This window comes from Rhizobium sp. Rhizsp82 (genome assembly GCF_047325115.1).
Classification (GTDB): Bacteria; Pseudomonadota; Alphaproteobacteria; order Rhizobiales; family Rhizobiaceae; genus Rhizobium.
The window spans coordinates 3129745-3142405 of the sequence record NZ_CP168570.1 but is presented as its reverse complement, the minus strand read 5'-3'; the positions used below and the strand labels follow the sequence as shown (position 1 = coordinate 3142405).

General features: G+C 63.2%; 15 protein-coding genes. 8 read left to right on the top strand and 7 right to left on the bottom strand.

The annotated features are described in order from the left end of the window. On the bottom strand, positions 1 to 558 hold the full coding sequence (locus ACEN84_RS20645) for a GNAT family N-acetyltransferase (RefSeq protein WP_413709746.1): 558 nt from the start codon (positions 556 to 558) through the stop codon (positions 1 to 3). Further along, positions 555 to 1445, bottom strand: a complete 891-nt coding sequence (gene serB / locus ACEN84_RS20640; protein ID WP_413709745.1) for a phosphoserine phosphatase SerB — start codon at positions 1443 to 1445, stop codon at positions 555 to 557. Before serB ends, ACEN84_RS20645 begins: the two co-directional genes overlap by 4 nt. On the opposite strand from serB, the gene miaA reads away from it, so the two are divergent. Beyond that, positions 1446 to 2339, top strand: coding sequence for a tRNA (adenosine(37)-N6)-dimethylallyltransferase MiaA (miaA, locus tag ACEN84_RS20635; protein WP_413709744.1), 894 nt, complete (start codon positions 1446 to 1448; stop codon positions 2337 to 2339). A gap of 75 nt (positions 2340 to 2414) precedes the next feature. After that, positions 2415 to 2672 (top strand): hypothetical protein, encoded by a 258-nt coding sequence (locus tag ACEN84_RS20630; protein ID WP_112715351.1) that lies wholly within the window; start codon positions 2415 to 2417, stop codon positions 2670 to 2672. Positions 2673 to 2675: 3 nt separating this feature from the next. Here ACEN84_RS20630 and ACEN84_RS20625 read toward each other — a convergent pair whose 3' ends face one another. Further along, positions 2676 to 4727, bottom strand: a complete 2052-nt coding sequence (locus ACEN84_RS20625; protein WP_199629141.1) for an ATP-binding protein — start codon at positions 4725 to 4727, stop codon at positions 2676 to 2678. Between the two features lie 348 nt (positions 4728 to 5075). Between ACEN84_RS20625 and ACEN84_RS20620 the strand changes: the two genes are divergently transcribed. Further along, the gene (locus ACEN84_RS20620; protein ID WP_413709743.1) at positions 5076 to 6872 is read left to right on the top strand and encodes an acetolactate synthase 3 large subunit; all 1797 of its coding nucleotides are present in this window, start codon (positions 5076 to 5078) and stop codon (positions 6870 to 6872) included. 24 nt (positions 6873 to 6896) lie between these two features. Beyond that, positions 6897 to 7469, top strand: coding sequence for an acetolactate synthase small subunit (gene ilvN / locus ACEN84_RS20615; protein WP_112715345.1), 573 nt, complete (start codon positions 6897 to 6899; stop codon positions 7467 to 7469). Between the two features lie 65 nt (positions 7470 to 7534). Here the strand turns inward: ilvN and ACEN84_RS20610 are convergent, their stop codons facing one another. Continuing rightward, positions 7535 to 8383: an aldo/keto reductase gene (locus tag ACEN84_RS20610; RefSeq protein WP_413709742.1), complete on the bottom strand. Its 849-nt coding sequence runs from the start codon at positions 8381 to 8383 to the stop codon at positions 7535 to 7537. A gap of 163 nt (positions 8384 to 8546) precedes the next feature. On the opposite strand from ACEN84_RS20610, the gene ACEN84_RS20605 reads away from it, so the two are divergent. The 4 genes from ACEN84_RS20605 to ACEN84_RS20590 all read left to right on the top strand — a co-directional run bounded on the left by ACEN84_RS20605 (position 8547) and on the right by ACEN84_RS20590 (position 10889). After that, entirely contained in the window at positions 8547 to 9140 is a 594-nt protein-coding gene (locus ACEN84_RS20605; RefSeq protein WP_413709741.1) for a LysE family translocator, read from the top strand. Between the two features lie 66 nt (positions 9141 to 9206). Beyond that, positions 9207 to 9875, top strand: coding sequence for a nitrile hydratase subunit alpha (gene nthA, locus ACEN84_RS20600; protein WP_130278046.1), 669 nt, complete (start codon positions 9207 to 9209; stop codon positions 9873 to 9875). Further along, positions 9872 to 10531 (top strand): nitrile hydratase subunit beta, encoded by a 660-nt coding sequence (gene nthB, locus ACEN84_RS20595; RefSeq protein WP_413709740.1) that lies wholly within the window; start codon positions 9872 to 9874, stop codon positions 10529 to 10531. The genes nthA and nthB overlap by 4 nt, the downstream gene beginning before the upstream one ends. Beyond that, the gene (locus ACEN84_RS20590; protein ID WP_413709739.1) at positions 10518 to 10889 is read left to right on the top strand and encodes a nitrile hydratase accessory protein; all 372 of its coding nucleotides are present in this window, start codon (positions 10518 to 10520) and stop codon (positions 10887 to 10889) included. Before nthB ends, ACEN84_RS20590 begins: the two co-directional genes overlap by 14 nt. An 8-nt stretch (positions 10890 to 10897) precedes the next feature. Here ACEN84_RS20590 and ACEN84_RS20585 read toward each other — a convergent pair whose 3' ends face one another. The 3 genes from ACEN84_RS20585 to ACEN84_RS20575 are packed head-to-tail and all read right to left on the bottom strand — an operon-like array spanning position 10898 to position 12583. Then, positions 10898 to 11680: an anti-sigma factor family protein gene (locus ACEN84_RS20585; RefSeq protein ID WP_413709738.1), complete on the bottom strand. Its 783-nt coding sequence runs from the start codon at positions 11678 to 11680 to the stop codon at positions 10898 to 10900. Beyond that, positions 11677 to 12192, bottom strand: a complete 516-nt coding sequence (locus tag ACEN84_RS20580) for an RNA polymerase sigma factor (protein ID WP_413709737.1) — start codon at positions 12190 to 12192, stop codon at positions 11677 to 11679. The genes ACEN84_RS20585 and ACEN84_RS20580 overlap by 4 nt, the downstream gene beginning before the upstream one ends. A 10-nt stretch (positions 12193 to 12202) precedes the next feature. Next, positions 12203 to 12583 (bottom strand): hypothetical protein, encoded by a 381-nt coding sequence (locus tag ACEN84_RS20575; protein ID WP_112715329.1) that lies wholly within the window; start codon positions 12581 to 12583, stop codon positions 12203 to 12205. Positions 12584 to 12661: the final 78 nt, after the last annotated feature.

Genomic DNA, 12661 nt, shown 5'->3' with positions numbered 1-12661 from the left:
TCAGCGGCGCTCGGGCGCGCTGATCGCATAGAGCACGTGGCGGATGAAGTCCGGGGTGGTGGCCGGGACCTTCGGGTGGTCGAAGTCGCGATCTTCATGATGCGTCATGCCGATGCGTTGCATGACGGCGCGTGAGCGGCGGTTCTGGGGGACAGTGAAGGCGACGATTTCCTTGAGGCCGTGGTTGTCGAAACCGTGCTGCAGCAGCGCGGTTGCGGCTTCGCTGATATAGCCCGCACCCCAGTGGCGCTTGGCGAGCCGCCAGCCGATTTCGACGGTGCCGTCGGGGATTGCCGGTTCGTGCGAGGTTCGCATGATGCCGCAGAAGCCGAGCGTGTCGGCGGTTTCCGTCCGTTCCAATGCGTAGAAGCCGAGGCCGGTGTCGGAGATCAGCTTGCGGAGGTAATCGAAGAGCTCGTCCGATTCTGCGCGGTTGCGCCGCCGCGGGAAGAATTCCATGACATCGGGGTCGGAATTGATCTCGTGGAAGAGATCGCGGTCCTCCTCGCGCCAGTTGCGGATGATGAGCCTGCTGGTCGTGAGGATCGTCTCGGTCATGGCGTGACGAAATCCGTTTTGCGGTAACCCTGGATGTAGAGAAGCGCGGTCAGGTCGCCGTGGTTGATGCGCATCTTCGCTTCGGCGGCGACGGCCGGCTTGGCGTGCAGGGCAACGCCGGATCCCGCGAGATGCAGCATGCCGAGGTCGTTGGCGCCGTCGCCGACGGCGATGGCGTCCTCAGGGGTGATGCCGAGCTTCTCCGAGATATCGATCAGCGCGTCGACCTTTGCCTGCTTGCCGAGGATCGGCTCGGCGACGAAGCCGGACAGGGTGCCGTTCTCGTCGAGCAGCAGATTGGCGCGGTTCTCGTCGAAGCCGAGCGTGGCGCCGATGCGGCTTGTAAACACGGTGAAGCCGCCGGAGACAAGGGCGGTGTAATAGCCCTTCGCCTTCATCGTGGCGATCAGTTCTGGGCCGCCAGGCGTCAGCGTGATGCGCTTGGCGATGACCTCGTCGACGACGGAAATGGGCAGGCCCTTCAGCAGCGCGACGCGTTCGCGCAGCGCCGGTTCGAAGGCGATCTCGCCGTTCATGGCGCGGGCGGTGATCGTTGCCACCTTGTCCTTGAGACCGACTTCGGCGGCGAGCTCGTCGATGCATTCCTGGCCGATCATCGTCGAATCCATGTCGGCGATCAGCAGCTTCTTGCGGCGCGTCTCGGCGTCCTGAACCACGACATCGACCGGCTGGCCGGCGAGGACCGAAAGAATTGCAGCTTCGGCTTCTGTGGCATCCGTGCCGTCGCGAAGGGCGATATCGCAGGCGATGCCATCCGCCAGCCAGTAGAGACCGGAGGCTTTGACGCTGTCATGCGCCTTCTCGGCAAGCGCCGGAGACAGAACGGGGTTTGACGGATTGGCAACAAGCGTGGCAACGAGAGCCATATGGAAAACCTTCTGAGCACAACAGGTGCGATCCTGATAACCGGGCCGACCGCAAGCGGCAAGTCCGCGCTGGCCGTGAAACTGGCGAAGCAGAATGGCGGCGCCGTCATCAATGCCGATAGCATGCAGGTTTACGACACGCTGCGGGTGCTGACGGCGCGACCCGATGACGCCGACATGGAAGGCGTGCCGCATCATCTTTATGGGCACGTGCCTGCCGGTACCGCCTATTCGACCGGTGCCTGGATTCGGGATGTCGTCGAGCTCCTGCCGCGTTTGCGGAACAAGGGGCGACTGCCTGTTTTCGTCGGTGGCACCGGGCTCTATTTCAAGGCGCTGACAGGCGGGCTTTCCGACATGCCGGTGATACCCGATGAAATCCGCGCAGGATTGCGCCAGCGGCTGATCGACGAGGGGCCGTCGCAGCTCTATGCGGCGCTGCAGGAGCGGGATCCGGCGGTTGCGGAAAGCCTGAACCCTGAAGATGGGCAGCGCATCGTCCGCGCGCTGGAAGTCCTGGAAGCGACGGGCCGTTCGATCGCCGCCTTTCAACAGCAGACCGGACCGGTGATCGTCGATCCCGATAGCGCCCGGAAGATCGTCGTGCTGCCTGATCGCGCGGTGCTGCACCAGCGGATCAACGGCCGTTTCGAGGCGATGCTGGAGCAGGGCGCGGAGGATGAGGTTCGGGCGCTGCTTGCCCTTAATCTACCAGCCGAGATGCCCGCCATGAAGGCGATCGGCGTTTCGCAGATTGCAGCGATGTTTCGCGGCGAGCTGACGAGGGACGAGGTGATCGACAGGGGTTCGGCGGCGACACGCCAGTACGCCAAGCGACAGATGACGTGGTTTCGCAATCAGATGGACGACAGTTGGGAGCGTATGGCGCCCTGACGCATACACTCCGCGGCAAGCTTGGCGCGGGGATGCAGTTGTAGAGGTTCTCCAGGGACAATCTGGAGAAACTCCATGAACAACTTTCTGGCCAAGACGCTTGCTTCCATCAATGCAATCATCGCCGTCATCATCCTGGCATTCTCGACATTTTCAGCCGGAGCGGCCGCGTCTGCTCAGGGTGGATCGGGAATGTTCCTGGTTGGCGCGCTGTTCGGTGCCATCGGCGGTATCGTGCTGGCGTCGCTGATCTGCGGCACGATCGCCTTTCTCACCCTGATCGAGCGCCATCTCAGCGTGATCGCTGCGGCGGCGAAATCGAAGAGCGTCTAAGCCTCAATCCTTGTTGTAAAGGCTGCTCAGCGGCTTCCTGAGGATGCTTTCGCGCAATGACGAGGTGCCGGGTTCGCGGCGCTGGACTGTCGGCGCCGGTTCCTGATTGCCGAAGGAGCGGGGCTGGCCGGCTTCCTCACGGCGCATTTCACGGCGCAGCGCCTCGAGGCGGCTGTCGATCGATCCGGCGGCTGCCGGCTGCGGATCCTGCGGCGCGTAGCTGCGCGGCAGCATATCCGGGCGGTAGGGCTCGTTCAGCGACATCGACGGCGTGGCGGCGGCCGGCAGCGGATAGGCCTGGCCCTCCGGCGGCTCCTCGTCGTCGAACAGCATGTCGCTCTGGACTGAGGCGTTGTAGCTGTTCTGGAAATTTGAGATATCCGGGCCGGCGGCGCCGCTGACGGCGCGCATGCGGGTGACGATCTTGCGCAGATCGACGGTATCGGGATCTTCCTCGGACTGCTTTGCCGTTGCGCCATGGGCTTTCGGCAGCAAGTTCTGCGCAACGCGCGAGAAGCGCATGCGCATGGGAACGCTGATCGCCTCGCCGAAGGCGATCGCTTCGCCGTTGCCGATCGAGGAGATGAAGCTGGTCGTCGAGATCGACGAATTCGGGATCGCCGATCGGATGATTTCCTGGTCGCGGTCGTTGGACAGGCGCATCGCAAACAGCGTAGAGCACTGCGACAGGATCGTCTGGTCGAGTTCGCCAGGACGCTGGGTGATGATGCCGAGCGAGACGCCGTATTTGCGGCCTTCCTTGGCGATGCGGGCGATCGCCTGGCGGGTCGGTACGAATCCGAGCGTCGGGTCGGCCGGAATGTAGCGGTGTGCTTCTTCGCAGACGACCAGCATATGGATCGCGCCTTCGCTCCAGAGGCCGATTTCGAAGGCCATGCGGCAGAGCACGGACGCGACCGAATTGACGACTTCCGACGGGATGCCGGAGAGCTGGAAGGTGCAGATCGGGCGGCCTTCGCCCGGGATGCGGAAGATCTGCGCCACGGTCTCCACAATCGTGTCGGAGATCGTGTTGTTGGAGAACATGAAGTGGTAGCGCGGGTCGTTGATGGCGGCGATGATGCGCATCTTCAGCGATCGCAGGAACGGCTTTTCGGCGCGGCCTTCGAGGCGGCCGATGCGCTCGTCGATCAGTGCCAGGAGATCGGCCATGCGATAGGGCACTGGCGTATCGGCGGTGATCGAGCTTTTCTCCGTCGTGCGGCGCACCAGCGAGCTGTCGCTGCCGCGGAAGGCGCGCTTGGCCTCCGGCATGATGTCGCGCAGCATGTCGAGCTCTTCCGGCACCGGCGGGCGACCGCGGAAGACCACTTCGGCGAATTCCTCAAGCCGCATCAGCCAGAAGGGCAGGTCAAGCGTGTCGGTGTCGATGACGACCGAATGCTTGGGGAAGGCCGCGGCAAATTCGTTATGCGGATCGAGGATCAGCACGCGCAGCTTCGGATCGGCCTCGATCGCCTTGTGCAGCAGCAGCGACACCGCCGTCGACTTGCCGACGCCGGTCGAGCCGACGATGGCGAAATGCTTCGACAGCATCGAGGGCACGTGAATCGCCGCGTCGATGCTTTCGTCCTGGGTGAGGTTGCCGATCACGGCGGTCGCGCCAGCACCGGCATCATAGATGCGCATCAGGTCGGCAGAGCGGATCCGGTGGGCGATGGCGCCGAGATAGGGATAGCGCGAGATGCCGGTCGAGAATTCCTCGCGGCCGTCTTCATCGACGCGGACTTCGCCGAGGAGCTCGGCCTCGATGCTGAAGCCGTTGTCCTCACCTTCGCCCCACATGTGGGAGCCGGTGTTCATCTGATAGACGAGGGCGACGACGCGGTTGCGCCCGACGCTGATCGAAATCAGCCGTCCGACGGACCAGAGTTCGGTGAGATCGGTGCCGCCGCCTTCGGCGATTGCGGCGATCGTCGTGCGGGAACCGCTGCATGCGACGACACGGCCCAGAAAGCGGTTACCCCGCGCCTGGCTATCGCGGCGGTCATGCTCGCCGGCTTTCCCTGACGTCTGCAAGTCGTTGTTGAGCAACGGCCTACTCCCTGCGTTAGCGATCCAAGATATGACTTATCTTTTAATAAATGGTTCCGGCCCTTAATTCTGGAGGGTAAGAACCTGTAGATGGCGCTGCCGGACGCGTCGTTTTTTTATTTCGGCAAGCGTTGACGCTGCGAAATTTTCTGTCTATCACTTGCGCCCATGAAAATCGCAGCAGCTCTTATTGTGGTGGGAAAGCGCATGGGCAGGATGGTGTAACCATCCGGCGATAGCCACCCATGCGCTAGATGACAGGCTCCCTCAGGGGCCTTTTTTTATGCCTGAAATTCAGGCTTGCCGACCACAAAACTTAAATCCCAGCAGTCAGAACGGAACAGAGAAATGACGGGCACGGACAATCAGACGGCAGATAGCAATCGGATGACGGGAGCGGAGATCGTACTCCGGGCGCTGAAGGACAACGGCGTCGAGCATATCTTCGGATATCCGGGTGGTGCCGTGCTTCCGATCTATGACGAGATCTTCCAGCAGGACGAGATCAAGCACATCCTCGTTCGCCATGAGCAAGGCGCCGGCCACGCGGCCGAAGGCTATGCCCGCTCCACCGGCAAGGTCGGCGTCATGCTGGTCACCTCCGGTCCGGGCGCGACCAATGCCGTCACGCCGCTGCAGGACGCGCTGATGGATTCCGTCCCGCTCGTCTGCCTCAGCGGTCAGGTTCCGACCTCGCTGATCGGTTCCGACGCCTTCCAGGAAGCCGATACCGTCGGCATCACCCGCCCTTGCACCAAGCACAACTGGCTGGTCAAGGACGTCAACCAGCTGGCGGCGATCATCCATGAAGCCTTCCGCATCGCCCAGTCCGGCCGTCCGGGTCCGGTTCTGGTCGATATTCCGAAGGACATCCAGTTTGCGACCGGCACCTACACGCCGCCGTCCGCCCATGTCATCCAGAAGAGCTACCAGCCGAAGGTCCAGGGCGATCTGAGCCAGATCCAGGCAGCGATCGAGCTGATGGCGACGGCGCGCCGTCCGATCATCTACAGCGGCGGCGGCGTCATCAATTCCGGCCCGGAAGCCTCCAAGCTGCTGCGCGAGCTGGTCGAGCTCACCGATTTCCCGATCACCTCGACGCTGATGGGTCTCGGCGCCTATCCGGCATCCGGCAAGAACTGGCTGAAGATGCTCGGCATGCACGGCTCCTACGAAGCCAACATGGCGATGCATGATTGCGACGTCATGGTCTGCATCGGCGCTCGTTTCGATGACCGTATCACCGGCCGCATCAACGCCTTCTCGCCGAACTCGAAGAAGATCCATATCGACATCGATCCGTCGTCGATCAACAAGAACGTCCGCGCCGACATTCCGATCCGCGGCGACGTCGGCAATATCCTCGAGGATATGGTTCGCCTGTGGCGGGCTCTGCCGAACAAGCCGGCGAAGACCCAGACGGCGGAATGGTGGGCCGATATCGCCCGCTGGCGCGCCCGCAACTCCTTCGCCTACACGAAGAACAACGACGTCATCATGCCGCAATATGCGCTTGAGCGTCTCTATGAACTGACCAAGGATCGCGACACCTACATCACGACCGAAGTCGGTCAGCACCAGATGTGGGCGGCGCAGTTCTACGGCTTCGAGAAGCCGAACCGCTGGATGACCTCGGGTGGCTTGGGCACCATGGGCTACGGCCTGCCGGCAGCGCTTGGCGTCCAGATCGCCCACCCGGAAAGCCTGGTCATCGACATTGCCGGCGATGCCTCGATCCAGATGTGCATTCAGGAAATGTCGGCGGCGATCCAGTATGACGCGCCGATCAAGATCTTCATCATGAACAACCAGTACATGGGCATGGTGCGCCAGTGGCAGCAGCTCTTGCACGGCAACCGCCTGTCGAACTCCTATACCGAAGCGATGCCTGATTTCGTCAAGCTCGCCGAGGCCTATGGCGCCGTTGGCCTGCGTTGTGAAAAGCCCGAGGATCTCGATGCGACCATCCAGGAGATGATCGACGTCAAGAAGCCGGTCATCTTCGACTGCCGCGTTGCCAATCTCGCCAACTGCTTCCCGATGATCCCGTCGGGCAAGGCACATAACGAGATGCTGCTGCCTGATGAAGCGACTGACGAAGCCGTCGCCAACGCCATCGACGCCAAGGGCCGTCAGCTCGTCTGATCGAAGTAGAGGAAGAACAAGACCATGAACGCACACCTTCAACCCACCGGTTCCGCCTACTTCATCTCCCCCGAAACGGCTGCCGCCGAGAGCCATACGCTCTCGGTGCTGGTCGATAACGAACCGGGCGTTCTCGCCCGCGTCATCGGCCTGTTCTCCGGCCGCGGCTACAACATCGAAAGCCTGACCGTTTCCGAAACCGAGCATCAGGCGCATCTGTCGCGCATCACCGTCGTCACCCGCGGCACGCCGCAGGTTCTCGAGCAGATCAAGGCGCAGCTGGAGCGCATCGTTCCGGTTCACCGCGTCGTCGACCTGACGGTGCGTGCCCGCGAGCTCGGCCAGGACCGGCCGATCGAGCGTGAAGTCGCGCTGATCAAGGTAGTCGGCGAGGGCGATGCCCGCGCCGAGACGCTGCGCCTTGCCGATGCCTTCCACGCCAAGGTCGTCGACGCCACCGTCGATCACTTCATCCTGGAAATTACCGGCAAGTCCTCGAAGATCGACCAGTTCGTCTCGGTCATGAAGCCGCTCGGCCTCATCGAAGTCTGCCGCACCGGCATCGCAGCGATGAACCGTGGCGCGCAGGGCATGTAAGTCCAAGGCTGATTACGGAATTCAGAGAGCGCCCGGGTTTGATGCCCGGGCGTTTTTATTTTGTGTCACAACATCTCCAGCGAGGATTTCCGCGCCGGTGGCGGGAAGGCGGCGTCGAGGGCGGACCAATCCTCGTCGCTGAGATCGAGGGAGACGCTTTCGCGGTTTTCGCTCGTGCGCGCTGCGGACGAGGTCTTCGGTATCGGGATGACGCCGTCGCGTTCGAGCAGGAAGGCGAGCGCCACCTGCGCCGGGGTCGCCTGATTGGCCTTGGCGATGCGGATCAGTTCGGGCTTGTGCAGGATACGGCCCTGTTCGATCGGCGAATAGGCCATGACCGGCACGCCGTATTTCTGGCACCAGGGCAGCAGATCGTATTCGATGCCGCGGCGGGCGAGATTGTAGAGCACCTGATTGGCGGCGCATTTGCGCCCGCCGGGGACGGAAAAGAGCTCTTCCATGTCGGCGGTGTCGAAATTCGAAACGCCCCAGGCGCCGATCTTGCCGGCGTCCTCCAGGTCTTCGAAGGCCTCGACCGTCTCTTCGAGCGGGTGCTCGCCGCGCCAGTGGAGGAGATAGAGGTCGATGCGATCGATGCCGAGGCGCGATAGGCTGCGGTTGCAGGCCTCGATCGTGCCGGTGCGGCTGGCATTGTGGGGATAGACCTTGCTGGTGATGAACACCTTGTCGCGCTGGGCCTTGATGGCGCGGCCGACGATGCGCTCGGCGCCGCCTTCGCCGTACATTTCGGCGGTGTCGATCAACGTCATGCCGAGATCGATGCCGGCCTTCAGGCTCGATATCTCGCGTTCGGATTCGGTGCCCCGTTCGCCCATGTTCCAGGTGCCCTGACCGAGCGCGGGCACTTCGATGCCGTTGGGGAAAGTGATGGTCGGGATCGGGTCTTCCTGCATGGCTTTGCCTTTCCGGGTTATGATGACGGAGATTGCGCAGATACTCCATCTTTCAAGCAATTGTGTCACGGTGACAATCATCTGCTGGCGAAGGAAAAATAGGACAGTTAGGCTGACCTAATAAGCGGATCGCGGCAACAAGCGGTCGCTCTGGGAGAAGACGATGCCTTTGGACACTTTCGCAGCCCTGGTGCTGTTTGCCTTCACGACGTCGATCACGCCGGGGCCGAACAACATGATGCTGTTCACCTCGGGCGTGAATTTCGGCTTCCGCCGGACGATCCCGCATATGCTGGGAATCGGCGCGGGCTTCCTGTCGCTGCTGCTCGGCGTCGGCCTCGGGCTCGGCGCGCTGCTGCATACAGTGCCGCTGCTCTATACCGTGCTGAAATTCGCCGGCGGCGCCTATCTGCTGTGGATCGCCTGGAAGATCGGTTCGTCGCGGTCGCTGAGCGAGGGCAAGACGAGTGCGGCGCCGATGTCTTTCCTGTCGGCGGCGGCCTTCCAGTGGATCAATCCGAAGGCCTGGGTGATGGCGGTGACCGCCATGGCGACCTATACCAATCCGGACGTCTATTTCATCAGCGTTCTGATCGTCGGCTTTGCCTTTGCGCTGGTCAATGTGCCGAGCGTTTCGACCTGGGCAGGGTTCGGCTCGGCGCTGCGGGACTGGCTTTCCGATCCGGTCAGGCTCAAATGGTTCAATATCACCATGGCGCTGCTGCTCGTGCTCAGCCTGTGGCCGATGCTGAAGTGATTTTCGTGGCTTGGCGCGGAAGCGGCAAGCGCCTAAACAGGATTGCAAAGCGCGGAGGGGACAGTCATGCACGATCACGACGACGATCACCATCATCATGGTCACCACCACGATCATGACCACGGGCATGATCATGACCACGACAACCGCTATACCGACATGCAGGCGCGTGTCAGGGCGCTGGAGACGGTACTGACGCAGAAGGGGCTGATCGATCCCGCCGCGATCGATGCCATCGTCGAGACCTACGAGACGAAGATCGGGCCGCGCAACGGGGCGCGGGTCGTCGCCAAAGCCTGGAGCGATCCTGCCTTTGCCGAATGGCTGAAGCAGGATGCGACGGCGGCGATCGCCAGCCTCGGCTATACCGGCCGCCAGGGTGAGCATATGCGCGCCGTCTTCAACACGCCAGATACCCACAATCTCGTCGTCTGCACGCTCTGCTCCTGCTATCCGTGGTCGGTGCTCGGTCTGCCGCCGGTCTGGTACAAGGCGCCGGCCTATCGCTCGCGCGCAGTCATCGATCCGCGCGGCGTGCTTGCCGAATTCGGCGTGACGCTGCCGGAAGAGAAGAAGATCCGCGTGTGGGATTCGACGGCAGAGCTTCGCTATCTCGTCATCCCTGAGCGTCCTCAAGGGACCGATGGCCTCGATGAAGAGGCGCTTGCCGATCTCGTCAGCCGCGATGCGATGATCGGCACCGGCATTGCCGCAGCACCGGGAGCGGGCGCATGAACGGCCCGCACGATCTCGGCGGGCAGATGGGTTTCGGGCCGGTGGCGCCCGAGCCGAACGAGCCATACTTTCATGCCGAATGGGAAAAGCGGGCGCTTGGCGTCGTGCTGTCCTGCGGTGCCTTCGGCGCCTGGACGATCGATGAAAGCCGCCACGCCCGCGAGAGCATTCCGCCGGCGCAATATCTCTCGGCAAGCTACTACGAGATCTGGACGCGGGCGCTCGAGGTGCTTCTGGAGCGCCACGGCTTTGCGACGCAGGCAGAGATCGCCGATGGCCACAAGCGCGATGACGGTGCCGCGCCGAAGCGGGTGCTGAAGGCCGATATGGTGGCCGGCGTGCTGGCCAAGGGCGCTCCGTGTGATCGGCCGGTTCAGACGGCTGCACGCTTTGCCGTCGGGCAGACGGTGCGGACGCGGAATTTCAATCCGGAAACCCATACGCGCCTGCCGCGCTATGCGCGCGCCAAGACCGGCGTCGTCGAAGCCGTCCAGGGCTCCTTCGTGTTTCCCGACGATCACGCCCATGGAAAGGGCGAGAACCCGGAATGGGTCTATACGGTCGTCTTCGATGGTGGCGAGATATGGGGCGAGGGCGCCGATCCGTCGCTGACGGTGTCGATCGATGCCTGGGAGAGCTATCTTGAGCCAGTGTGATCAGGTGTCACCGCTGCGGGACTCGCCGCAGCTGCCGAAATCGGCCGAGGGCGATCCGGTGTTTCCGGAGCCCTGGGCGGCGGAGGCCTTCGCGATCACCGTGCATCTGCATGAGCGCGGATTGTTCGCGTGGAGCGAGTGGGCGGAGACGTTGTCTGCCGAGCTGCACAAGCCCGGCCGTGCCGCCGATGGTGCCGACTATTTCGACTGCTGGGTCGCTGCGCTGTCGCAGATCGTCGCCAGCAAGGGCGTAACCGATGCCGCGACGATCCTGTCGCTGCAGGAAAGCTGGCAGCGTGCCGCCGAGGCGACGCCGCACGGCTCACCGATCGAACTCGCCAACGATCCCCAGCGCTAGGGAAGGTCCTAGGACGGGAATTGCCGGTAACACTCTTCGGCGATCTGGCGCAGCAGGTCGCGGGAGATTTCGCCGGTGACGGCATAGCCGAGTTCGCCGTCGATCCAGTAGAAGGTCTCCAGATTGTCGGCGGAGGCGAAGCGGAAGCTTGTGGTGCGATTGCCGGCATTGCGGCCGACCAGCACCGTCAGGCGCTCGCCGCCCTGATCCTCATACATGAACATCGCCCCCGGCTTGCCATCGACCGGCAGCAGGCGGCCGCCGACGAGGTGGAAGCCGAGTGCCTGCAGATCGGGCACCTTCAGGTTCTGGATCGCCAGCCGCTTGCCGAGCCAGGTGGCGAGGTGGGCTTCCTCGTTGGCAAAGACTTCGACGGGGTGGCGGACTTCGCTGGCATAGACCAGGAAAGCGTTCTGGGCCTGCTGCGGCAGGGTTTCGGACGCCGTCAGCTGCAGCTCCGGCTTTTCGAACAGGGCAGGGCCGTAATGGCCGCTCAGCGCACCGGCGGCGAAGATCGCGGCGATGAAGGCGGCGATTGCGGCGCGGCGGGGCCATGACGGCCGGGCGCCACGAGGCGTAACGAGCAGCGCGTCGTCGGGGCGGGCTGCGGCATAGGTGCCGAACATCTTCTGGATTGCGGCGCTCTGCGATTGCCATTCGGCAACGGCGGCGGCCTCATCGGGATTGTCCTTCAGCCATGCCTCGATGCGGGCGCGGTCGGCTTCCACCAACTGGCCGTCGGCAAAGGCATGCAGGTCCGCTTCGGTCACGGTCGGGTTGGTCTCGCTCATTTCGGTCTCCGAAGCGTAATCACATTATCGGCCTTCATTCTTTCGGCAACGCGCTGGCGGGCGCGCGACAGGCGCGACATCACCGTGCCGATGGGGATGTCGAGGGCGGCGGCAACCTCGCTATAGGTGTAGCCCTCGATGACGACCAGCATCAGCACGGCGCGGTTTTCCTCCGATAGGCTGTTCAGCGCATCTTCCAGGCGGGCGCGCTCCAGCGGATCGGACGGCGTCTCGGGTGAGGCGATATTCTCTGCCGTATCGAGATCGACGGTCATGCTGCGCGGGCCGGGGCGGCGGGCATTGCGGTAGAGATTGGTCATGATCGTCAGCGCCCAGCCGCGCAGGTTCAGGCCGCGCCATTGCGAGCGGCGGGCCAGCACCTTTTCGACGCAGTCCTGCAGCAGATCCTCGCCTTCGGCATCCGACCGGGTCAGGCTTCGAGAATAGCGCCGGAGCGAGGGGAGGAGGGCCAGGATCTGGCCCTCGAATGTCTCGGGTGCGGGTGTTTTCACGCGCCGATACTCAGGGCTTGGCAAGGTCCCAGTTGCCGCCGACGCCATCGCCGGTGATATCGCCCTTCTTCTTGTCCTTGACCCAGAAGTAGAGCGGCATGCCGTCCTTGGCCCACTGTTTCGTCCCGTCCTTGCGATCGATGACCGAATATGCCCCATCCGCCTTGGCATCGCCAGCGGCAGCGAGCGGCGGCCAGTTCTTGGCGCAATCGCCATTGCAGTTGGACGTGTCCTTGGCGTCCTTCTTGAAGGTGTAGAGCGTCATGCCGTTTTCGCCGGCGAGCACCTTGCCCTTGGCGGATTCGACGGTCTGGACGGGGGCGGCTGCAAAGGCGGCGGTGGCAGCGGCTGCGGCAACGGCAAATGCGGTTGCGAAGGTTACGATCTTCATGTGGGTCTCTCCTCACGTTCGGCAGGCTTTCTTGCTTTGCCGGACATGAGACACGCGGGGCGGTGATTTTATTCCGCG